The following is a 21,428-nucleotide window of genomic DNA, read 5'->3' on the forward strand; positions in this document are numbered from 1 at the left end:
GGTGCGCCTCGACACTCGGCTGGCGGTGTTCGTTGCGGGTGGGTTGCGGCACAACATGCCCTCCGCCCGCCGCGAACCACTGGCAGCCGCGATAAATCCTGCTAAACACCGACCGTTATGGCCGATGTCGATGCGTCTTCGTATAATCTCAAACTGCAACGCGGACTGAGCGGATGGGGTGCCCGCTGGGCAACCGTCGAGCAGCGCTTTGCCGTCCTCAACACGCGCTGGTGGTTCCGCACCTTCGCCTGGTTGGCGCTCATCGCGGGGGTCGGCTTCGTCGTCACCTACACGCTGCTGACGCGTGACTTGCCTTCGGCCGAGGCGCTCAAGGAATATGAGCCGCCGCTGCCGACCAATGTGCGCGCCGCGGACGGCATGCCGATCTACAGCTATGCGCGCGAGCGGCGGGTCGAACTCTCTTACGACGAATATCCTCAGGTCATGATCGATGCGATCTTGGCGGCCGAGGATCGTAATTTCTTCGAGCATTCGGGTGTCGATTACCTGTCGATCGTCGGCGCGGTCATCAACAATATGCGCAGTGATGGGCGTCCGGTGGGCGCCTCCACCATCACGCAGCAGGTGGCGAAGAATCTGCTGCTGACCAACGAGGTCAGCTATATCCGCAAGGCCCGCGAGGCGATCCTGGCGTTCAGGATCGAGGATTCGCTGACCAAGCAGCAGATTCTGGAACTCTACCTCAATCAGATCGCGCTCGGGCGGAACGCGTTCGGCGTCGAATCGGCGGCGCAGGCCTATTTCGGGAAGAGCGTGCGCGATCTCGCGCTGCATGAGGCTGCCTATCTGGCGATCCTGCCCAAGGGGCCGTCCAACTACATGCCCGAGCGCCACAACGCGCGCGCGATCGAGCGGCGCAACTGGGTGCTGGGCCAGATGCTGCGCAACGAATTCATTTCGCAAGGCGAGCATGACGCCGCGGTGCGGATGCCGCTGGGGGCGATCCCCCGCCAGACGCCGCGACAGGAAAGCCTGGGCGGCTATTTTATCGAGGAAGTCCGGCGCGAATTGATGGAGCGCTTTGGCGAAACCGACGAAGCGGGACCGCATAGCGTCTATGCGGGTGGGCTATGGGTGCGCACATCGCTGGTGCCCGAAGTTCAGCGCCATACCACCAAGGCGCTGCGTGACGGGCTGCTCCGGTTTGACCGCGCGCGTGGTTGGTCAGGGCCAATCCGCGAAGCCGAGTTCGAAGGCGATGGCTGGGAGAGCGCGCTGCTCAACACCAACATCGCGCTGGATTACGAGGATTGGCGCGCGGCGATCGTGATTTCCAAGGATAGCGGCGATGCGGCGATCGGCTTTTCCGACGGTTCGCAATCGACGCTGCCGCGTGGGTCCGCCCAGATGCCAGTACGCGGCGAGGGGGGCAATGCGTTCGCGAAACTGAAGCCAGGCGACATCATCGCGGTCGCACCCGATGGCAGCGATTACGCGCTGCGATCCATTCCACGCGTGTCGGGCGGTATGGTGGTGCAGGATCCGCGCACCGGTCGCGTGCTGGCGATGCAGGGCGGCTTCGACGCCAGCGTTCAGGCGTTCAACCGCGCGACGCAAGCCCAGCGCCAGCCGGGATCGACGATCAAACCGATCGTCTATACCGCCGCACTCGAGCGCGGGATGACGCCCGCCAGCCTGATCAACGACGGCACCTTCTGCGTCGATCAGGGGGCCGGGCTGGGGCGCAAATGCTTCCAGAATTTCAACAACCAGCGCGGTGCCGGGATGCGCACGATGCGCTGGGGCATCGAACAGTCGCGCAACTTGATGACCATTCAGGCGGCGAACACGACGGGTATGAACCACGTCACCGACCTAATGCACGAAATCGGCGCGAGTGCGGAGAATTTTCCGAATTACCTCAGCTATGCGCTGGGTGCGGGTGAATCGACCGTGCTGCGGATGACCAACGCCTATTCGGTACTGGTCAATCATGGCCGCGCGCTGAATCCGACATTGGTCGATTTCGTTCAGAACCGGCACGGCAAGGTGATCTGGCCGGAAAACTGGCGCGCGTGCGAGCGCTGCAATATGCGCGACTATGACGGTCAGGCGATGCCGCGTCCGAAATCGCGAAGCCGCCAGGTCGTCGATCCGATGAGCGCCTATCAGATGGTCCATGTCCTGGAAGGAGTCGTGCAGCGCGGCACCGCGACGACGTTGCGCGACCTGAAACGCCCGATCATGGGCAAGACCGGCACGTCGTCCGGCCCGCGCGACGTGTGGTTCATCGGCGGCACGCCGCAAATGATCGCCGGGCTCTATCTGGGCCATGACACCCCCACAAACCTGGGCAATGCGCAGGGCGGGACGATCGCCGCGCCGATCTTCAAACAATTTGCGACCGCCGCCTATGAAGGGATGGAGGTGCTGCCGTTCCGTGCGCCCGCGGGCACGCGGATGGTGCGGATCGACCGGATGTCGGGACGTCCGGTCTATGGCACATGGCCGACCGACGATCCGCGTGCCAGCGTGATCTGGGAAGCGTTTAAACCCGAAAGCGAACCCCGCCGCACGGCCCAAACCACCGGCAACGAGCGCGAGGAAGCGCCCAAGGTCGAGGCCAAGGCCGTGACGCGACAGGTCGAAGCGCAGCCCCGCGACAGCGATTTCTTGCAAAGACAGGGCGGAATCTACTAGCCGCTGTTCAAGTGGTTCGTCCTTCCCGCGGAGGCGGGAATCCATAACCTCGAACGCATGAGAATATGGGTTCCCGCCTCCGCGGGAAGGACGTCTTTAATACCGGAGTCAATTATGCGCGCCGAAGCGCAATCTCACGTCGATACGATCAAGGAAGCGCTCGCGCTGCTGCGCCGTTCGCTCGATTGGGACCGGGCGCTGCGCCGCCTCGACGAACTGAACGCGCGTGTCGAAGACCCGAGCTTGTGGAACGACGCCAAGGCCGCGCAGGACGTGATGCGCGAACGCCGTCGTCTGGACGAGGCGATCACCGCGACCCGTTCGATCGAGCAGGAACTCTCCGATACCGCCGAACTGATCGAAATGGCCGAAGCCGAAGGCGACGAAGCGATGGCGGTCGAGGGGACGCAGGCGCTCGGCGAACTGGCCGCGCGCGCGGATCGCGACAAGGTGATGGCGCTGCTGTCGGGCGAGGCGGATGCCAACGACACCTATATCGAGATCAATTCGGGCGCGGGCGGCACCGAATCGAACGACTGGGCAGGCATGTTGCTGCGCATGTACACCCGCTGGGCCGAGCGCGGCGGGATGAAGGTCGAATTGATCGACCATCATTCGGGCGAGCAGGCCGGGATCAAATCGGCGACTCTGCTGGTCAAGGGCGAGAATGCATACGGCTATGCCAAGACCGAAAGCGGCGTCCACCGGCTGGTTCGTATTTCGCCCTATGACAGCGCGGCCCGGCGGCACACCAGCTTTTCCAGCGTCTGGGTCTATCCGGTCATCGACGACAATATTGAGATCGAGATCAACGAGAGCGAACTGCGCATCGACACCTATCGCGCATCCGGCGCGGGCGGACAGCACATCAATACGACCGATTCCGCGGTCCGCATCACCCACATCCCGACCAACATCGTCGTTCAGTGTCAGAACCAGCGTTCGCAGCACAAGAACAAGGCGGAGGCGATGAACCAGCTTCGCGCCCGCCTGTACGAACGCGAACTGGCCGAGCGCGAAGCAGTGGCAGACGCGGAGAACGCGACCAAGACCGATATCGGCTGGGGTCACCAGATCCGCTCCTATGTCCTTCAGCCCTATCAGATGGTGAAGGATCTTCGCACCGGTGTGACCTCGACCGCGCCCGGCGATGTGCTAGACGGTGATCTCGAAGCTTTTATGGCCGCTGCCCTGTCGCAGCGCGTGACCGGCGAAAGCGTCGAGGTGGAGGACGTCGATTGAGCCTGACGCGCGTTGCACTGTTGACCCTGCCGATCGCGCTGACGCTGTCGGCGTGCGAGGTCAATCCGCCGCGCGCGCAAGGCAATAACGAGAGCGAGGATGTCGGCACCTTCCCCCCCGCCGACCGGCCCGTCGCCACCATCGTCTCCAGCCGCTGGTCGACGGAGGAAGCGCGCGACCGGCTGAACGAGGCCGAAACCGTCATGGACCGCGCCGGCATCCGCCCCGGCATGACCGTCGCCGATATCGGCGCGGGCGAAGGCTATTACACAACGCGCCTCGCGGCCCGCGTCGGCGAGGATGGCCGCGTGCTGGCGCAGGACATCATTCCCGAAGTCCGCGATACGCTCGCCCAGCGCGTGGCGCGCGAACGGCTCGACAATGTCAGCGTGCGCCTGGGCGTACCCGAAGACCCGCGCCTGCCCGAGGCGAGCTTCGACCGTGTGTTCATGGTCCATATGTACCACGAGATCGCCGAACCCTATGAATTCCTGTGGCGGATGCGCCCGTCTCTGCGCCCGAACGGCGAAGTCATCGTCGTCGACGCCGACCGGCTGACCCAGAATCACGGGACGCCGCCCGATCTGCTCGAATGCGAATTCGCGGCGGTCGGGTATCGGCTCGTCTCGACCCAATCGATGCCCTCGGCGGGTGGCTATATGGCGGTTTTCCGTGCGGTAGGTCCGCGGCCCGAGCCGTCCGATATCGCGTCGTGCCGCTACACGCCCAATGCCGAACGGCTGGAGCGCGAACAACCCGGCCGCGACGCGCGCCTTACATCAGACCGAGCGCGCGTAGGCTGACCCACCGGTCGCGGGTGACGATCCAGTGATCGACCAGCCGCACGTCGAACATCGCCAGTGCCCGCGACAGTCGCCGCGTCGTGTCGATGTCGGCGCGCGACGGTGCCGCGATCCCGCTGGGGTGATTATGCGCCATCACCAGCCGGTCGGCGTCGAGCAGGATCGCATGACGCACGATTTGCCGAATCGGCAGCGCGACCAGATCGGGCAGCGATGATCCGATCGTTCGCGTACCGAGCAGCGTTCCGGTGCGCGATAGATAGGCGAAGGCGGCAATTTCGTGCGGCGCATCCGCCAGCGCGTCGCCCAGCGGCATGGGCAGATTGGCCGACAAAGCGGCTGCGTCCATCGCAAAGGCTGCGGTCACCCCCATGATAAGGCAAGAGTTTTTCGGCTAACGACCGCCCCGTCGATCCCCAGACTGGTCGGCTTTGGCGGCAAAAACATCCACATCGGATGCATTGCACCCGCTTGGCGACCCGCCGCGCACGCGCTACGCCGTCACCCATGCGGCAATATCTCGACCTGATGCAGCGTGCGCTCGACGACGGCGCGATCCAGCATGACCGGACCGGCGTCGGCACGCGCAGCGTGTTCGGGGCGCAGATGCGTTTCGACCTGTCGAAGGGCTTCCCGGTGCTGACCACCAAGAAATTGCACCTCAGGTCGATCATCGTCGAATTGCTGTGGTTCCTGCGCGGCGACACCAATGTCGGCTGGCTGCGCGACCGCAAGGTCAGCATCTGGGACGAATGGGCCGACGAAAATGGCGATCTCGGGCCGGTTTACGGCAAGCAATGGCGTGCTTGGGAAACCGCCGACGGCCGCCATATCGATCAGATCGCCGACTTGCTGGAGACAATCCGCAGCCAGCCCGCCTCGCGGCGCCAGATCGTCACCGCGTGGAACCCCGGCGAACTCCACGCCATGGCGCTCTCTCCGTGCCATTGCCTGTTCCAGACGCATGTCGCGAATGGCAAACTGTCGTTGCAACTCTATCAGCGCTCGGCGGACATTTTTCTCGGCGTGCCGTTCAACATCGCCAGCTATGCGCTGCTGACGCATATGCTTGCGCAGCAGGCTGGGCTGGAAGTCGGCGACTTCATCTGGACCGGCGGCGACTGCCACCTGTACGAGAACCATCTGGAACAGGCGCAGACTCAGTTGGCGCGCGAACCGGGACCGCTCCCGCGGCTCGTTATCAAGCGCAAGCCGTTGTCCATCGACGCCTATGACTATGAAGATTTCGCACTGACCGACTATGTCGCGCAGGCGCATATCAAGGCGCCGGTCGCGATATGATCGTCTTCGTCCTCGCCCGCGCGCGCAACGGCGTGATCGGCGTCGACGGCAAACTTCCCTGGCATCTGCCCGCCGATCTCAAACGGTTCAAGGCACTGACGATGGGCAAGCCGATGATGATGGGTCGCAGGACCTTCGACAGCTTTCCCAGTCCCCTGCCCGGCCGCCGCCACATCGTCCTTACCCGCGACCGCGACTGGTCTGCGCCGGGTGCCGAAGTCGCGCACACCCCCGATGACGCACTCGCGCTGGCCGGTAACGGCGAGATCGCAGTCATCGGCGGAGCGGAAATCTTTTTGCTCTTTCTGGACCGCGCCGACCGGATCGAGCTGACCGAGATCGACCTCACCCCGGACGGCGATGCGACCGTTCCCGAATTTGGGGCCGAATGGCGCGAAGTGGCGCGAGAGGATCATGCGGCGGAGGGCGTCCGGCCGGCCTACAGCTTCGTCACACTGGCGCGAGCCAGCGGTTAGACGGGTCGGTCTGCCATCGCTTCCGCCGCGATCGTCAGACTGCGCTTGCGGGCGTCATGGTCATAGATCGAACTGACGAGGACGATTTCATCGACACCGGTACGATCGATGAAGCGCGAAAGACCTTCCCTCACCTTGGCAGGGCCACCGATCGCGGAACAGGACAGGACGCCGTCGAGCATCATCCGCGCCTGCGCAGGTAGCGTATCGAGATAACCGCGAATGGGTGGCTTCATCTTGCCGGGCTGGCCGGTGCGCAGCGCGACGAAGCTTTGCTGCATCGACGTGGCGAGCAGCTCGCCCTGCTCGTCGGTGTCGGCGGCGAAGACGTTGAACCCGGCCATCGCATAGGGCTTGTCGAGCGCCGCGCTGGGACGGAAGTCGCGACGGTAGATGGCCAGCGCATCGTCGAGCATCTGTGGCGCAAAATGTGAGGCGAAGGCATAAGGCAGGCCGAGCGCCGCCGCGAGTTGCGCGCCGAACGTGCTGGAACCCAGAATGTAGAGCGGCACATTCGCCCCTGCCCCCGGTGTGGCGCGGATGCCGGTCTGGCCGTCATCCGCAAAATAGCTCTGCAACTCCATCACGTCGCGCGGGAAGGCGTTGGGATCGGTGTCGAGATTACGGCGCATCGCCTGCGCCACGCGTTGATCCGATCCGGGGGCGCGACCCAGCCCCAAGTCGATCCGTCCCGGATAGAGCGCGTCCAGCGTTCCGAACTGTTCGGCGATCGTCAGTGGTGCGTGGTTGGGCAGCATGATTCCGCCCGCCCCGACGCGGATCGTCGACGTCCTGCCTGCGACATGGCCGATCACGACAGCGGTTGCGGCACTCGCAATCCCCTCCATCCCGTGATGTTCGGCCATCCAGTAGCGGGTGTAGCCCAAGCTTTCCGCATGGGCGGCAAGATCGGCGGCGCGCGCCATTGCGTCGGGGACGTCCGATCCTTCGAGGACGGGAACCAAGTCGAGCAGGGAATATGCTGTCATGATCTAAAGATAGGAAGTCGGTTTCGGATCGAAACCCTGTTGCTCACCTACCCCTCCGTTTGTTTCGAGCAAAGTTGAGAAACGTGATCTTGGCGCTTCGGTCGGGTTTCTCGACTTCGCTCGAAACAAACGGGCGGGGGCGTCGTTAGACCCGCTCGACCCACACTTGCTGGTTGACGAATTCCGACGTGCCGTAAGCGGTCATGAACGCGACGTCCGCGGCGTCGCGCCCTACGCCGATCTTGGCGATGGTATCGGGACTGGCCATGCCGGTTGCATCGACGAGGTTCCACTGCCCGCCCAGGAACACTTCGGCCACCGCATGGAAATCCTGCGGGGTCACGTCGGGCGCATAAACGCTGGCAATGCGCGCGGGGATGCCGCACGCGCGGGTCAGCGTCACCACGACATGCGCGAAATCGCGGCACACGCCTTTGCGCTGAACGAAGGTTTCGAGCGCGGTGGTGGACCCGGTGCTGGAGCCAGAGACATAGGCGATGTTGTCGGCAACGAATTGGCGGATTGCCTCTACCCGGTGCCCGCCTTCCAACCCGGCGAATTCGGTTTCGACGAAGCTTTCGAAGAAATCGCTGGGGCAGTAGCGCGACGGCATCAGATATTCGATCGTCTCGCCGGGCAGCAGATGCGGCTCGACCCGCGCCAGATCGGTCAGGTCGGCCAGCACGCGGCACACCTCGACTGTTGCCTGGTAATCCACCGTCAGACGGTCGGCGACGCGCAGCCAGATACGGTCGCCGATCTGGTCATGCCCCGCCACGCGCGCGAACGACTGATTGACCGATAGATCGATATGCGCCGATTCGACCCGCTGTTCGGGGATCATCGCCGCCTCAACCTGAAGCAGGACGTCGGTCGGCTGGTCGAACTTGTAATCGAGCCGGGTGTGGATGCTGAGTTTCATCGCCCCCGAACGAAGCCGGATACCGCGGGGTCCATGGTGAAGAAAAGAAAGATCGGGCTTGTCCCGACCTCCACATAATCGCCATCCTAGCGCGGAACCTCGCGCGCTTAACAAGGGTTAGCCTTTCATGACCGACAGCCTGCCGATCGCCCCGCCCAACCGCCCGATTCCCGATCCTACTCGCGGCTCGTCGCGAGAAGGACCGGCCAAACCGATGCGAGGCGATTCCAACCCAACCGACAGCGACAGCACCGATCCACGCGCCTATCCCTTGCTCGCCAACCCGCATGTCGTCCTGTCGGGAACGGTCGATTACGCGATGTACCAGAGTTTTCGCGATCAGCTTCGCGATGCACCTGAGGAAGGAACGCTGGTTCTGACCCTCTCGTCGTTGGGTGGCGATCCGGAAGTCGCACGGCTGATGGGTGACGAGGTGCGATTGCTCGCCGAATATGACGGGCGCGAGATTTTGTTCTTGGGCAAGGCCGTCATCTATTCTGCCGCCGCGACCTTCATGGCCAATTTCCCCGCCGACAAACGCTTCCTGACGCGCGGGACGCGCATCATGATTCACGAGCGTCAGATGACGAAGACGATCAACTTGTCGGGGCCGCTCAAAACCCTAACCGCCACCCTCAAAGCGACGCTTCACGAGATCGAACATTCCATCAAGATCGAGGAAGAAGGGTTCGCCAAGCTGGTCGAGGGAACCCGCATCGACTTGGACGAGGTTCGCCGCCGCGCGCCGGAAAACTGGTATATCGATGCCGAGGAAGCCCGAGATCTGGGGTTGGTGCTGGACGTAATTTGACACCCGCACGCTTGCGACGACCGGCCAACCGTGTAACTGGCCTTTGCAAAGCTTGACTGGCAGCGGAATCGCGCCAAATCGGCTGTACGACGAAGGACGGAACCCAAAAAATGGCCGAATTCACCCTGCCGAAGAACAGCGTCATCAAGAAGGGCAAGGCGCATGCCGCCCCCGCCGACGCCAAGCGGGTGAAGAAGTTCAAAATCTATCGCTACGATCCCGATACCGGCGAGAACCCTCGCTACGACAATTTCGAGGTCGATCTCGACGATTGCGGGCCGATGGTGCTCGACGCGCTCATCAAGATCAAATCGGACGTCGACCCCTCGCTGACCTTTCGCCGCTCGTGCCGCGAAGGGATTTGCGGATCGTGCTCGATGAACATGGGCGGCAAGAACGGTCTGGCCTGCACCACCGCGATCGAGGATATCTCGGGCGAGGTTCAGGTGACCCCGCTGCCGCACATGGCGGTGGTCAAGGATCTGGTCCCCGACTTCACCCATTTCTACGCGCAATATTCGTCGATCCAGCCCTGGCTGAAGACCGAGACGCCGACCCCGTCGGGCAAGGAACGGCTGCAATCGCCCGAGGATCGCGCCAAGCTCGACGGTCTCTACGAATGCATTCTGTGCGCCTGCTGCTCGACCTCGTGCCCCAGCTATTGGTGGAACAGCGACAAGTTTCTCGGCCCCGCGATCCTGCTCCAGGCGTATCGCTGGCTCGCCGACAGCCGTGACGAACATACCGGCGAGCGGCTTGACGAGCTGGAGGATCCCTTTCGCCTCTATCGCTGCCACACGATCATGAACTGTGCGAACGCATGCCCCAAGGGCCTGAACCCGGCCAAGGCAATCGCCGAGACCAAGAAGATGATGGTCGAGCGCCAGGGTTGAGCGGCAAGGCGTTGAGCGACGACAGCACGCCCAAGCGGTTTCGCTTCGCCGCGGATCCCGACCTCCCCGGCTGGAACCGCTGGCAATTTGCGGACGAAACGCGGTTCAATGAATTCCTTGGGCCGCTGCACGTCAAGGTGGAGGGCGGCATCGCGCGAGTGCGAATGGTCCCGCAGCGCATTCATTCGAACCTGGCCGACAACGTCCATGGCGGTGCGATATTGGGATTCATCGACGTCGCGTTGTTCGGTGCCGCGCGCGGATTGGGCGTGCTGGTCGCGGGCGGCGCGCAGACGCTCGACCTGTCCACCCAGTTCATCGCCGGTGCGCGGTTCGATGCGCCGATTGAGGCCCATGTCGAGCTGCTCCGCGAGACCGGCCGGTTCCTCTTCATGCGCGGACTGGTGAAGCAGAACGAGACGGTGATCGCGAGCTTCACCGCGACCGTGCGGAAACCTTCCAGGCCATGACCTCGATACCGCTCGCGCGGATCCGATGAGTAGTATCGCCACCACCTACGACGCGCTGGTCGCCGCCGGCGAACTGCGTCCCGACCCCGAGCAAATGGCGGCCGCCACCCGCCTTGATCAACTCGCCGCTCAACTGGAGGCGACGCCCAAGCGTGGTTCGGTCCTGTGGCGGATGCTCGGCAAGGCACCCGACGTACCACGCGGCCTGTATCTGTGGGGCGATGTCGGGCGCGGCAAATCGATGCTGATGGATCTGTTCTACGACCAAGTTCAGGTCCGCCGAAAACGGCGGGTCCATTTCCACGCCTTCATGCTCGAGGTGCATCAACGCATCGCCGAGGAGCGGTCGAAGGAAGTCGGCAACCCGATCCCCCCGGTCGCCGAGGCAATGGTCGAGGATGCACGGCTGCTCGCGTTCGACGAACTCGTCGTCAATAACATGGCCGATGCGGCAATCCTGTCGCGCCTGTTCGCCGAACTGTTCGACCGCGGCGTGACGATCGTCGCGACATCGAACCGGCCGCCGGTCGATCTCTATAAGGACGGATTGAACCGCGCGCTGTTCCTGCCGTTCATCGATCTGTTGGCCGAAAAGATGGACGTGCTCGCGCTGAACGGCCCGGTCGATTACCGGCTCGATCGGCTGGGGCGGATGGACACCTGGCTCGTACCCAATGGACCGGAGGCGACTGCCGAGCTGTCCGCCGCCTTCTTCCGCCTGACCGATTATCCGCCCGAAGACCGCGCGCACGTCCCATCATTGGAACTGGAAGTTGGCAAGGCACGTACGCTCACCGTGCCAAAGGCGCTGAAGGGCGTGGCGGTGTTCAGCTTCAAGAAATTGTGCGGAGAGGCGCGGGGCGCGCCGGATTACCTTGCCATCGCGAGGCGGTTCCACACCGTCATCCTCGTCGGCATCCCCAAGCTAGGCCCCGAAAACCGAAACGAAGCCGCGCGGTTCGTGACGCTGATCGACGCACTGTACGAACATAAAGTCAAATTGCTGGCGGCTGCCGACGCCCCACCGGAGACGCTGTACGAAGCAGGCGACGGCCGCTTCGAATTTCAACGGACCGTAAGCCGGTTGAACGAAATGCGCTCCGAAGGCTATCTGGCGAAGGGACACGGGGCGATCTGACCAACCCTAAACGCACTTGCGAATTAGTTGCAAAGATAAAGTTTAACCCCTCCCCTTCTACGGTTGTCTCCGGACGCGAAAACGCTTAAGTCGCGGCCCGAACGCGGTGGCCGCGCCCGGCAATGCCGCTCTTGTGCGCGCACGAATTGCGCAGTTGAGGAGACATGATGGCCCGCAAGAAGATTGCCCTTATCGGTTCCGGGATGATCGGCGGCACGCTCGCCCACCTCGCCGCCATTCGCGAACTAGGCGACATCGTCCTGTTCGACATCGCCGAGGGCATCCCGCAGGGCAAGGCGCTCGATCTGGCGCAATCGGGTCCGGTCGAAGGCTTCGACGTCGAGCTGAAGGGCGCGAACTCCTACAAAGATATTGCGCGCGCGGACGTGTGCATCGTCACCGCCGGCATCCCGCGCAAGCCAGGCATGAGCCGCGACGACCTGCTCAAGACCAATCTCAACGTCATGAAGGCGGTCGGCGAAGGCATTGCGCAGCATGCGCCCGACGCCTTCGTGATCTGCATCACCAATCCGCTCGACGCGATGGTTTGGGCGCTGCGCGAATTCTCCGGCCTGCCCCACCAGAAGGTGGTCGGCATGGCGGGTGTGCTCGACAGCGCGCGTTTCCAGCATTTCCTGGCCGAGGAATTCGACGTTTCGGTGCAGGACGTGACGGCCTTCGTGCTCGGCGGCCACGGCGACACGATGGTCCCGGTGATCGAATATTCGACCGTTGCGGGCATCCCGGTACCCGACCTGATCAAGATGGGCTGGTCGACGCAGGAGCGCATCGACGCGATCGTCCAGCGCACCCGTTCGGGCGGCGGCGAAATCGTCGGACTGCTCAAGACCGGTTCGGCCTTCTACGCACCCGCGACCAGCGCAATCGCGATGGCCGAGAGCTATCTCAAGGACAAGAAGCGCCTGTTGCCCTGCGCGGCGCATCTGACCGGCCAGTACGGCGTCGATGACCTCTATGTCGGCGTCCCGATCGTGATCGGCGCACAAGGCGTCGAGCGCATCGTCGAAATCGAGCTGAACGACGCAGCAAGCGCGAATTTCAAAACCTCGGTCGACGCGGTCAAGGAACTGGTCAAGGCCTGCAAGGACATCGACAACTCGCTGGCATAACTGCTTGTACCCCGGCGAAGGCCGGGGTCCAGTTGGGATAGGCCGTCGATGGATCGCACCGCTTATGTCTATCTCGTCGCAAGCGGACGCAACGGCACGACCTACATCGGCTCGACGACCAATCTGGTGAAGCGCATCTGGGAGCATCGCAACGCGGTAGTCGATGGCTTCACCAAGGAACGGAACTGCCACCGCCTCGTCTGGTACGAGGTGCATAACGATCTCGAGGCCGCCCGCACCCGCGAACGGCAAATGAAGGAATGGAAGCGAGGCTGGAGACTGCGGGAAATCGAAGGGCCGAACCCGGAATGGGACGACCTTTTCGATCGTATCGCAAGACCATGATCGCCTCCCCAACTGGACCCCGGCTTTCGCCGGGGTACGATGGAGCGAATAACGGATGAGCATTCTCGTCAACAAGAACACCAAGGTCATCACCCAGGGGATGACGGGTGAAACCGGCAGCTTCCACACTCAGGCGGCGCTCGATTACGGCACGCAGATGGTCGGCGGCGTCACGCCGGGCAAGGGCGGGACGACGCATCTTAGCCTGCCGGTGTACAATACCGTTGCCGAAGCCAAGTCGAAGACTGGCGCGGATGCGTCGGTGATCTATGTGCCGCCGCCCTTCGCCGCGGACTCGATCCTGGAAGCGATCGACGCGGAAATCCCGCTGATCGTCTGCATCACCGAAGGCATTCCGGTGCTCGACATGGTCAAGGTGAAGCGCGCGCTTTCGGGTTCGAAGTCGCGGCTGATCGGGCCGAACTGCCCCGGCGTGCTAACGCCCGGCGAGTGCAAGATCGGCATCATGCCGGGATCGATCTTTTCCAAGGGTTCGGTCGGCGTCGTGTCGCGTTCAGGCACTTTGACCTATGAGGCGGTGTTCCAGACCACGAATGCGGGCCTGGGTCAGACGACGGCGGTCGGCATCGGCGGCGATCCGGTCAACGGCACCAACTTCATCGACGTGCTTGAACTGTTCCTGGCCGACGACGCAACCGAATCGATCATCATGATCGGCGAAATCGGCGGCGACGCCGAGGAACAGGCTGCACAGTTCCTGATCGACGAAGCCAAGCGCGGTCGCAAGAAGCCGATGGCCGGCTTCATCGCAGGCCGCACCGCGCCTCCGGGTCGCCGCATGGGCCATGCCGGCGCGATCGTTTCTGGCGGCAAGGGCGATGCGGAAAGCAAGATCGCGGCGATGGAAGCGGCAGGCATCAAGGTGTCGGAATCGCCGAGCCTGTTGGGCGAGACGCTGGTGAGCGTGTTGAAGGGTTAAAAGCCCTAACAAGCCGTCGCCCCAGCGACCCGAAAGGGCGACCGAAAGGTCAACGCTGGGGCATTATGCGGCTTGATATCCCAGCTTGCGGGCGCCCATCAAAGTAATACTTTGATGGGACCCGTCACGGGGATGACGGAGTAGTCAGATGGGTTACGAAGGCCAGGATTTTGCCGAGATCGCAGGCGGGGTGAGCCCCGCCTTCGTCGAGACGCTGTACGCACGCTACAAGGCCGATCCGTCCTCGGTCGAGGCGGGTTGGCGCGAGTGGTTCGACGGGCTGGAGGGCGCGGTCACCGGTCCGAGCTGGGCGAACAAGCACTGGCCGCTGACCGATACCGATGCGCTGACCGCCGCACTCGACCCAACCCAGATGGAGCCCGCGCCCAAGCCTGCGAAGCCCGGCGCTCCGGCGAAGGCGACGGCCCCTGCCCCATCAACCGATGACATCGCCAAGGCAGCGGGCGATTCGATCCGCGCGATGATGCTGATCCGCACCTACCGTGTGCGTGGGCATCTGGCGGCCAATCTCGATCCGCTGGGCCTGTCCAAGCGGGAGATGCCAGAGGATCTGAAGACCGAATATCACGGCTTTCCCGACAGCGATATCGACCGCCCGGTCTATCTGGGCGGCGCGATGGGCCTCCAGACCGCGACGATACGCGAGCTCGTCAACATCCTGCGCAAGAATTACTGCGGCAATGTCGGCCTGGAATATATGCACATCGCCGATGTCGATGAGCGGCGGTTCCTGCAGGACCGGATCGAGGGGCAAGACAAGGCCATCGACTTCACGCCCGAGGGCAAGAAGGCGATCCTGAACAAGGTCATCGAAGCCGAGCAGTGGGAAAAATTCCTCGGCAAGAAATTCGTCGGTACCAAGCGGTTCGGCCTGGACGGCGGCGAAGCGATGATCCCCGCGCTCGAAGCCGTCATTAAATATGGCGGCGCGATGGGCGTGCGAGAGATCGTGTACGGCATGGCGCATCGCGGTCGCCTGAACGTGCTGGCAAACGTGATGGCCAAACCGTTCAAGGTCATCTTCCACGAATTCGCGGGCGGCTCTGCCAACCCGGACGATATCGGAGGGTCGGGCGACGTCAAATATCATCTCGGCACCAGTACCGACCGTGAGTTCGACGGCGTCAACGTCCACATGTCGCTGGTCGCCAACCCCTCGCACCTTGAAGCCGTCAACCCGGTGGTGCTCGGCAAGGTCCGCGCGATCCAGACGTTCCGCGACGATTTGAAGGATCACGATCAGGCGCTGCCCGTGCTGATCCACGGCGACGCTGCGTTCGCAGGACAAGGCATCGTGTGGGAATGCCTCGGCTTCTCGGGCATCCGCGGCTATAATACCGGCGGCTGCATCCATTTCGTCATCAACAACCAGGTCGGCTTCACCACCTCGCCCCAATTCGCGCGCTCCTCGCCCTATCCGTCGGACGTGGCAAAGGGGGTTCAGGCGCCGATCCTGCACGTCAATGGCGACGATCCCGAAGCGGTGACCTTTGCCTGCAAGATGGCGATCGAATTCCGCCAGAAATTCCACCGCGACATCGTCATCGACATGTGGTGTTACCGCCGCTTCGGCCATAACGAAGGCGACGAACCGAGCTTCACCCAGCCGCTGATGTACAAGGCGATCCGTCAGCATCCGCCGGTCAGCGCGGTCTATGGCAAGACTCTCGTCGAGAAGGGTGTGATCGACGACAGCTTTGTCGCCGCGCACGAAAAAGCGTTCAACGAGACTCTGGAGGCCGATTTCAAGGCAGCCGAAAGCTACAAGGCGAACAAAGCGGACTGGTTCGCCGGGCGCTGGTCAGGGCTGTCGGCGCCGATGGAAGACGAAACCGCGCGCCGCAACATGGAAACCGGGATCGAACGCAAGCTGTTCGATTCGCTCGGTCGCACGCTGACGACGGTTCCCGACGACCTGAACATCCACAAGACTCTGGGCCGGGTGATCGACGCCAAGCGGGCGATGTTTGAAACGGGCGAGAATTTCGACTGGGCGACCGGGGAGGCACTCGCCTTTGGTTCGCTGCTGTCCGAAGGGTACGGCGTCCGTTTGTCGGGGCAGGATTCGGGTCGCGGTACGTTCAGCCAGCGCCACGCGGTCTGGGTCGATCAGGAAAGCGAGCGCAAATATGTGCCGCTCAATGAAATCCCGCATGGCCGGTTCGAGGTGCTCGATTCGCCCCTGAGCGAATATGGCGTGCTCGGGTTCGAATATGGCTATGCCCTCGCCGACCCCAAGGCGCTGATATTGTGGGAAGCGCAGTTCGGCGATTTCGTCAACGGCGCGCAGATCATGATCGACCAGTTCATCGCCAGCGGCGAAGCCAAATGGCTGCGCGCCAACGGCCTCGTCATGCTGCTGCCCCACGGATATGAGGGGCAAGGGCCAGAGCATAGCTCTGCGCGGCCCGAACGGATGCTGCAATTGTGCGCGCAGGACAATATGCAGGTCGCCAACTGCACCACGCCCGCCAATTTCTTCCACCTGTTGCGCCGCCAGATGCACCGCAATTTCCGCAAACCCCTGGTGGTAATGACGCCCAAATCGCTGCTGCGGCACAAGATGGCGGTGTCGAAGGCGGCGGATTTCACGGGCGACAGCCATTTCATGCGCATCCTGTCGGACACCAATGGTGCCGCCGACGCCGACACGAAGCGGCTGGTGCTGTGTTCGGGCAAAGTCGCGTACGACCTGATCGAAGCGCGCAATGCGGCGGGCGACCGGCATACCCAGATCGTCCGCCTCGAACAGCTTTATCCCTTCCCCGGCGATCCGTTGACCGTGCGTCTGAAGCGCATGCCCAACCTCGAGGAAGTGGTATGGGCTCAGGAAGAGCCGAAGAATAACGGCGCGTGGTTCTTCGTCGAGCCACTGATCGAGGAATCGCTGACCGACGCGGGCGGCGCGGTGAAGCGCGCGCGCTATGCGGGCCGCGCGGCGTCCGCGTCGCCCGCGACCGGCCTGATGAAGCGCCACCAGGCCGAACAGGGCGCGCTGATCGCCGATGCGCTGGGCCATAATGTGCGCGAGGAAATCCGCCGCGCGCGCCATACCGAAGACAATAAGACCGCAGGCAAGACGTCAGCCTGACAGGAGCACAATAATGGCAACCGAAGTCAAAGTCCCCGTATTGGGCGAATCGATCACCGAAGCGACGCTGGGCGAATGGCTCAAGCAGCCGGGCGACGCGGTCGCGGCCGACGAGCCGATCGCGAGCCTCGAGACCGACAAGGTTGCGGTCGAAGTCCCCTCGCCCGTTGCGGGCGTGATGGGCGCGCACGCGGTCCAGCCGGGCGACACGGTGTCGGTCGGCGCGATGATCGCGACGATCGAGGAAGGGGATGGTGCCACCGCTTCGCCAGCGCCTGCTCCCGCCGCTGCACCCGCCGAAGCAGAAAAGCCCGCCGACACGGCACAACAGGCCCCGGCTCAACCCGCCGACTCGGGCAGCAGCAACGAACCCGCCGCGCTGTCGCCGTCGGTTCGCCGCGCGATCCTCGAGCACGGCGTCGATCCGGCGACGATCAAGGGTTCGGGCAAGGATGGCCGCATCACGCGCGAGGATGTCGTCGCCGCCGCCTCGACCAAATCGAGCGCACCCGCGCCCGCCCCGGCCCCCAGCGCCGCACCTGCCGCCGCTGCGACCGGCGATGGTCGCAGCGAGGAGCGCGTCCGCATGACGCGCCTGCGCCAGACGATCGCGCGTCGCCTGAAGGAAGCGCAGGACACGGCCGCGCTGCTCACCACATTCAACGATGTCGACATGACCGCGGTCATCGAAGCGCGGACCAAGTACAAGGACTTGTTCGAAAAGAAGCATGGCGTGCGCCTCGGCTTCATGGGCTTTTTCGTGAAGGCCGCGACGATGGCGTTGAAGGACATTCCGTCCGTCAACGCGCAGATCGACCGCGACGAAATCGTCTATCACGACTATGCCGACATCTCCGTCGCGGTCAGCGCGCCGCAAGGCCTGGTCGTCCCCGTCATCCGCAACGCCGACAAATTGTCGGTAGCAGAGGTCGAAAAGACGATCGGCGATTTCGGCAAGCGCGCCAAGGACGGCACGCTGAAGATGGACGAGATGAAGGGCGGCACCTTCACCATTTCGAACGGCGGCGTGTTCGGCTCGCTGATGTCGACCCCGATCATCAACCCACCGCAGTCGGCAGTGCTGGGCCTTCACCGCATCGAGGATCGCGCGGTCGTGCGCGATGGTCAGATCGTGATCCGTCCGATGATGTATCTGGCGCTCAGCTACGACCACCGCCTGATCGACGGTCGCGAAGCGGTGACCTTCCTGGTCGCGCTGAAGAATGCGATCGAAGACCCGACGCGAATTTTGATCGACCTTTGAGCTGACAGTAACCGTTTGTCCTGAGTAGCCATTGAGCGAAGCCGAAATGGCGTATCGAAGGATGCTTCGATACGGGTCTTCGACAAGCTCAGCCCCTACTCAGCACGAACGGATCGGGTAGAATATCCCGCCTGGGAGAGAGTAAGATGGCTGACTACGACTTCGACGTTCTGGTAATCGGTGCAGGCCCCGGCGGCTATGTCGCGGCGATCCGCGCGGCTCAACTGGGTCTCAACGTCGCGTGCGCCGAAAGCCGCGAAACGCTGGGTGGCACCTGCCTCAACGTTGGCTGCATTCCGTCCAAGGCCATGCTCCACGCGTCGGAATATTTCGATGCAGCCGCGAACGGCGCGATGGCCAAGATGGGGATCAAGGTCACGCCCGAACTCGATCTGGACGCGATGCATGCGCAGCGGCTCGACGCGGTCAAGGGACTGACCGGCGGCATCGAATTCCTGTTCAAGAAGAACAAGGTCGAATGGCTGAAGGGCCGCGCGGCGTTCGTCGATGCGACGACGGTTCAAGTCGGCGACCGCACGGTCACCGCCAAGGACATCGTCATCGCCACCGGTTCGTCGGTGACCCCACTACCGAGCGTCGAGATCGACCAGAAGGTCGTCGTCGATTCGACCGGCGCGCTCGAGCTGCCAAAGGTGCCCGAACATCTCGTCGTCATCGGCGGCGGCGTGATCGGGCTTGAGATGGGCAGCATCTGGCGGCGGCTTGGCGCGAAGGTGACCGTGGTCGAGTATCTCGACCAGATCCTCCCCGGCTTCGACGGCGACGTCCGCAAGGAAGCGGCCAAGATCTTCAAAAAGCAGGGCATCGAATTCAAGACCGGCATGAAGGTTACCGGCGTCGCGGTCAGCGGCGACAAGGCGACCATCACGCTGGAACCCGCCAAGGGCGGCGAAGCGCAGACGATCGAGGCGGACAATGTCCTCGTCTCGATCGGTCGGCGTCCGAACACCGACGGGCTGGCGCTCGACAAGGCGGGGCTGAAGACCAACGACCGTGGCCAGATCGAAACCGATCATGATTTCGCGACCTCGGTCGACGGCATCTGGGCGATCGGCGACGTGGTTCCCGGCCCGATGCTTGCGCACAAGGCCGAGGACGAAGGCATCGCGGTCGCCGAAAATATCGCCGGGCAAACCGGCATCGTGAACCACGACCTGATCCCGTCGGTCGTCTATACCTTCCCCGAAATCGCGGGCGTCGGACTGACCGAAGAAGCCGCCAAGGAGCGCGGCGAAATCAATGTCGGCAAGTTCCCGATGGCGGGCAACAGCCGCGCCAAGACCAATCACGAGGATGGCGGCTTCGTGAAGATCATCTCCGACGCGAAAACCGACCGCGTGCTGGGCGTGTGGGCGATCGCATCGGTCGCAGGCACGATGATCGCGCAGGCGACCCAGGCGATGGAATTCGGCGCGACGAGCGAAGACATCGCCTATACCTGCCACGCGCATCCGACGCACAGCGAGGCGATCAAGGAAGCGGCGATGGCGGTCCGGGGCAAGCCGATCCACGTCTGAGCCGGCGACGGGATTAGCGAACGCTAATCCCGAGCGATCGAGGCTCAGACCGGCCAGCGGCGCTACTGCGCCGACCGACGACACGGGCTTGGCCCGTGTCGGGCAAGACAGGTTATGATCCGATTTTCGATGTCGGTCTATTCTTGACGCTTCAGCGAAATCACATCATCCACAATCATCGCGTGGTCGAAAACGCCAAGGTGACCGTGGTGTCCCGGTCGCAACGTGCGGCGCCCGATAAACTCCACCGCATATACCGCACCCGCGCGAGTGCTTGTTGGGGCTGCCACATCTCGATTGAAAGTGATCCAAACCCGTTCGCCGGGCGTGTCGAAAGAGCACTCATTCGCGGGCGAAGGGCAAAAACGCTGTTCTTCGAATTCATCATGCCACAATCCAACCCAGCGGCGAGAAGGCATCATCTGAAAGCACTTATCGGTTTCAATAGGCACCGCGTCGATGCCGCCCATTCGAATGATATCCAGGCATTTTTCAGTGATGCCGGGCAATTCTTTCCGGAATTCCGCTATCTCCTGCTCTGACATAACTGGCTCTGGCTGATCGCATGCCACTAGCAAAATCGACATGGCGATAACGGCGACGCTGGAAGAGCCACTTTTCATTGCACGATTATGCGAGCCGAAGCTCGGGTAGGCAATTCTCCTCTGCTCATCACCCCCCCTTTCCCCCGCCCCTACCCTCGCCTATCCCCACTCCCATGCAACCCGCCTGGCAATTCGGTCCCTTCCTTCCCTGGCTCGACTGGTTCGGGATCGGGGTGTTCGCCGTCACCGGCGCGCTGGCGGCGGTGCGGCGGCAGCAGACGTTCGTGACCGCGGCGTTCTTCGCGCTCGTCACGGGGGTCGGCGGCGGCACGATCCGTGACCTGCTCATCGATGCGCCGGTGTTCTGGGTACAGGATCGCAATTTCGCGGCGATCTGTCTCGGCGCCGCGCTGCTTGTCTGGATGACGCCCGAACGCTGGTGGTCGGACAAGGTGTTCGACTGGCTCGATGCGTTCGGGCTCGCCGCTTATGCGGTGTTCGGCGCGGCCAAGTCGTACAGCTACGGCATCCCGCCCGTGCCCGCCGCGATGATGGGCGTCATCACCGCGTGTGCAGGCGGGATCATCCGCGACATGATGGCGAACGAACCGTCAATCCTGATGCGGCCCGAACTGTACGTGACGGCGGCGGCGCTGGCCGCGTTCAGCTATATCGGGCTGCGCGAACTGGGCGTCGCAGCGCTCTATGCGGGGCCGATTGCGGCGGTGGCGGGGTTCGCGCTACGCGGGACCGCGATCCATTACCGGTTGGCGCTCCCCGCCTATCGCGGGCGGCGGGATGAGGAGGAGCCAACTCTCTAACTCCGTTTGTTTCGAGCGGGCGTAAC

Annotated in this window: 20 protein-coding genes; 16 read left to right on the forward strand and 4 right to left on the reverse strand. The window is 63.3% G+C overall.

Features of this window, described 5'->3' with window-relative positions; translation table 11 throughout:
* The first annotated feature begins 117 nt into the window (after nt 1-117).
* The 3 genes from ENHY17A_RS08240 (at nt 118) to ENHY17A_RS08250 (ending at nt 4,706) form a co-directional block, all read left to right on the forward strand.
* Nucleotides 118-2,661 (forward strand): penicillin-binding protein 1A, encoded by a 2,544-nt coding sequence (locus tag ENHY17A_RS08240; RefSeq protein ID WP_159711764.1) that lies wholly within the window; start codon nt 118-120, stop codon nt 2,659-2,661.
* A 114-nt stretch (nt 2,662-2,775) separates the two neighbouring features.
* A complete protein-coding gene (gene prfB / locus ENHY17A_RS08245; protein ID WP_159711766.1) occupies nt 2,776-3,903 on the forward strand; it encodes a peptide chain release factor 2 in 1,128 nt (375 codons plus the stop codon).
* A gap of 2 nt (nt 3,904-3,905) precedes the next feature.
* Nucleotides 3,906-4,706: a class I SAM-dependent methyltransferase gene (locus tag ENHY17A_RS08250; protein WP_443018308.1), complete on the forward strand. Its 801-nt coding sequence runs from the start codon at nt 3,906-3,908 to the stop codon at nt 4,704-4,706.
* Here the strand turns inward: ENHY17A_RS08250 and ENHY17A_RS08255 are convergent.
* On the reverse strand, nt 4,678-5,079 hold the full coding sequence (locus ENHY17A_RS08255; RefSeq protein WP_236547820.1) for a JAB domain-containing protein: 402 nt from the start codon (nt 5,077-5,079) through the stop codon (nt 4,678-4,680). The genes ENHY17A_RS08250 and ENHY17A_RS08255 overlap by 29 nt on opposite strands.
* A 134-nt stretch (nt 5,080-5,213) precedes the next feature.
* Between ENHY17A_RS08255 and ENHY17A_RS08260 the strand changes: the two genes are divergently transcribed.
* Nucleotides 5,214-6,008 carry a thymidylate synthase gene (locus ENHY17A_RS08260; RefSeq protein ID WP_159714356.1) on the forward strand — a complete coding sequence of 265 codons (795 nt, stop codon included), beginning with the start codon at nt 5,214-5,216 and terminating at the stop codon, nt 6,006-6,008.
* Nucleotides 6,005-6,484 carry a dihydrofolate reductase gene (locus ENHY17A_RS08265; protein WP_159711772.1) on the forward strand — a complete coding sequence of 160 codons (480 nt, stop codon included), beginning with the start codon at nt 6,005-6,007 and terminating at the stop codon, nt 6,482-6,484. The genes ENHY17A_RS08260 and ENHY17A_RS08265 overlap by 4 nt, the downstream gene beginning before the upstream one ends.
* Here the strand turns inward: ENHY17A_RS08265 and ENHY17A_RS08270 are convergent.
* A complete protein-coding gene (locus ENHY17A_RS08270) occupies nt 6,481-7,473 on the reverse strand; it encodes an LLM class flavin-dependent oxidoreductase (protein WP_159711774.1) in 993 nt (330 codons plus the stop codon). The two genes, ENHY17A_RS08265 and ENHY17A_RS08270, sit on opposite strands and share 4 nt — an antisense overlap.
* 145 nt (nt 7,474-7,618) lie before the next feature.
* Nucleotides 7,619-8,395 carry a transglutaminase-like domain-containing protein gene (locus tag ENHY17A_RS08275; RefSeq protein ID WP_159711776.1) on the reverse strand — a complete coding sequence of 259 codons (777 nt, stop codon included), beginning with the start codon at nt 8,393-8,395 and terminating at the stop codon, nt 7,619-7,621.
* Between the two features lie 214 nt (nt 8,396-8,609).
* Here ENHY17A_RS08275 and ENHY17A_RS08280 point away from each other — a divergent pair, with 214 nt between their 5' ends.
* The 10 genes from ENHY17A_RS08280 to lpdA all read left to right on the forward strand — a co-directional run bounded on the left by ENHY17A_RS08280 (nt 8,610) and on the right by lpdA (nt 20,036).
* Entirely contained in the window at nt 8,610-9,206 is a 597-nt protein-coding gene (locus tag ENHY17A_RS08280; protein WP_159714359.1) for an ATP-dependent Clp protease proteolytic subunit, read from the forward strand.
* Nucleotides 9,207-9,316: 110 nt separating this feature from the next.
* The gene (locus ENHY17A_RS08285) at nt 9,317-10,099 is read left to right on the forward strand and encodes a succinate dehydrogenase iron-sulfur subunit (protein ID WP_159711778.1); all 783 of its coding nucleotides are present in this window, start codon (nt 9,317-9,319) and stop codon (nt 10,097-10,099) included.
* Between the two features lie 11 nt (nt 10,100-10,110).
* Nucleotides 10,111-10,569: a PaaI family thioesterase gene (locus ENHY17A_RS08290; RefSeq protein ID WP_236547821.1), complete on the forward strand. Its 459-nt coding sequence runs from the start codon at nt 10,111-10,113 to the stop codon at nt 10,567-10,569.
* A 25-nt stretch (nt 10,570-10,594) separates the two neighbouring features.
* Entirely contained in the window at nt 10,595-11,707 is a 1,113-nt protein-coding gene (zapE, locus tag ENHY17A_RS08295) for a cell division protein ZapE (RefSeq protein ID WP_159711782.1), read from the forward strand.
* Nucleotides 11,708-11,874: 167 nt separating this feature from the next.
* Nucleotides 11,875-12,837 (forward strand): malate dehydrogenase, encoded by a 963-nt coding sequence (gene mdh, locus ENHY17A_RS08300; protein WP_159711784.1) that lies wholly within the window; start codon nt 11,875-11,877, stop codon nt 12,835-12,837.
* Nucleotides 12,838-12,885: 48 nt separating this feature from the next.
* Nucleotides 12,886-13,182, forward strand: a complete 297-nt coding sequence (locus ENHY17A_RS08305) for a GIY-YIG nuclease family protein (RefSeq protein WP_159711786.1) — start codon at nt 12,886-12,888, stop codon at nt 13,180-13,182.
* A gap of 55 nt (nt 13,183-13,237) precedes the next feature.
* The gene (sucD, locus tag ENHY17A_RS08310; protein ID WP_159711788.1) at nt 13,238-14,122 is read left to right on the forward strand and encodes a succinate--CoA ligase subunit alpha; all 885 of its coding nucleotides are present in this window, start codon (nt 13,238-13,240) and stop codon (nt 14,120-14,122) included.
* Nucleotides 14,123-14,270: 148 nt separating this feature from the next.
* Nucleotides 14,271-17,234, forward strand: coding sequence for a 2-oxoglutarate dehydrogenase E1 component (locus ENHY17A_RS08315; protein WP_159711790.1), 2,964 nt, complete (start codon nt 14,271-14,273; stop codon nt 17,232-17,234).
* A gap of 13 nt (nt 17,235-17,247) precedes the next feature.
* Entirely contained in the window at nt 17,248-18,498 is a 1,251-nt protein-coding gene (gene odhB, locus ENHY17A_RS08320; RefSeq protein WP_159711792.1) for a 2-oxoglutarate dehydrogenase complex dihydrolipoyllysine-residue succinyltransferase, read from the forward strand.
* Between the two features lie 146 nt (nt 18,499-18,644).
* The gene (gene lpdA / locus ENHY17A_RS08325) at nt 18,645-20,036 is read left to right on the forward strand and encodes a dihydrolipoyl dehydrogenase (protein ID WP_159711794.1); all 1,392 of its coding nucleotides are present in this window, start codon (nt 18,645-18,647) and stop codon (nt 20,034-20,036) included.
* Between the two features lie 137 nt (nt 20,037-20,173).
* Here lpdA and ENHY17A_RS14730 read toward each other — a convergent pair whose 3' ends face one another.
* A complete protein-coding gene (locus ENHY17A_RS14730) occupies nt 20,174-20,659 on the reverse strand; it encodes a hypothetical protein (RefSeq protein WP_236547822.1) in 486 nt (161 codons plus the stop codon).
* A 95-nt stretch (nt 20,660-20,754) separates the two neighbouring features.
* On the opposite strand from ENHY17A_RS14730, the gene ENHY17A_RS08335 reads away from it, so the two are divergent.
* On the forward strand, nt 20,755-21,402 hold the full coding sequence (locus ENHY17A_RS08335; RefSeq protein ID WP_159711798.1) for a trimeric intracellular cation channel family protein: 648 nt from the start codon (nt 20,755-20,757) through the stop codon (nt 21,400-21,402).
* Nucleotides 21,403-21,428: the final 26 nt, after the last annotated feature.

The organism is Sphingomonas sp. AX6, from assembly GCF_902506605.1.
In the GTDB taxonomy this organism is placed as follows: domain Bacteria; phylum Pseudomonadota; class Alphaproteobacteria; order Sphingomonadales; family Sphingomonadaceae; genus Sphingomonas.

Excerpts from the sequence above, each read along its gene's own strand:
- ENHY17A_RS08255 (WP_236547820.1), bottom strand. The coding sequence starts at position 5,079 with ATGGGGGTGACCGCAGCCTTTGCGATGGACGCAGCCGCTTTGTCGGCC.
- ENHY17A_RS08280 (WP_159714359.1), top strand. The coding sequence starts at position 8,610 with ATGCGAGGCGATTCCAACCCAACCGACAGCGACAGCACCGATCCACGC.
- ENHY17A_RS08275 (WP_159711776.1), bottom strand. The coding sequence starts at position 8,395 with ATGAAACTCAGCATCCACACCCGGCTCGATTACAAGTTCGACCAGCCG.
- ENHY17A_RS08285 (WP_159711778.1), top strand. The coding sequence starts at position 9,317 with ATGGCCGAATTCACCCTGCCGAAGAACAGCGTCATCAAGAAGGGCAAG.
- sucD (WP_159711788.1), top strand. The coding sequence starts at position 13,238 with ATGAGCATTCTCGTCAACAAGAACACCAAGGTCATCACCCAGGGGATG.
- ENHY17A_RS14730 (WP_236547822.1), bottom strand. The coding sequence starts at position 20,659 with ATGAAAAGTGGCTCTTCCAGCGTCGCCGTTATCGCCATGTCGATTTTG.
- ENHY17A_RS08305 (WP_159711786.1), top strand. The coding sequence starts at position 12,886 with ATGGATCGCACCGCTTATGTCTATCTCGTCGCAAGCGGACGCAACGGC.
- prfB (WP_159711766.1), top strand. The coding sequence starts at position 2,776 with ATGCGCGCCGAAGCGCAATCTCACGTCGATACGATCAAGGAAGCGCTC.
- ENHY17A_RS08315 (WP_159711790.1), top strand. The coding sequence starts at position 14,271 with ATGGGTTACGAAGGCCAGGATTTTGCCGAGATCGCAGGCGGGGTGAGC.
- mdh (WP_159711784.1), top strand. The coding sequence starts at position 11,875 with ATGGCCCGCAAGAAGATTGCCCTTATCGGTTCCGGGATGATCGGCGGC.
- lpdA (WP_159711794.1), top strand. The coding sequence starts at position 18,645 with ATGGCTGACTACGACTTCGACGTTCTGGTAATCGGTGCAGGCCCCGGC.
- zapE (WP_159711782.1), top strand. The coding sequence starts at position 10,595 with ATGAGTAGTATCGCCACCACCTACGACGCGCTGGTCGCCGCCGGCGAA.
- ENHY17A_RS08270 (WP_159711774.1), bottom strand. The coding sequence starts at position 7,473 with ATGACAGCATATTCCCTGCTCGACTTGGTTCCCGTCCTCGAAGGATCG.
- odhB (WP_159711792.1), top strand. The coding sequence starts at position 17,248 with ATGGCAACCGAAGTCAAAGTCCCCGTATTGGGCGAATCGATCACCGAA.
- ENHY17A_RS08265 (WP_159711772.1), top strand. The coding sequence starts at position 6,005 with ATGATCGTCTTCGTCCTCGCCCGCGCGCGCAACGGCGTGATCGGCGTC.
- ENHY17A_RS08335 (WP_159711798.1), top strand. The coding sequence starts at position 20,755 with ATGCAACCCGCCTGGCAATTCGGTCCCTTCCTTCCCTGGCTCGACTGG.
- ENHY17A_RS08260 (WP_159714356.1), top strand. The coding sequence starts at position 5,214 with ATGCGGCAATATCTCGACCTGATGCAGCGTGCGCTCGACGACGGCGCG.
- ENHY17A_RS08240 (WP_159711764.1), top strand. The coding sequence starts at position 118 with ATGGCCGATGTCGATGCGTCTTCGTATAATCTCAAACTGCAACGCGGA.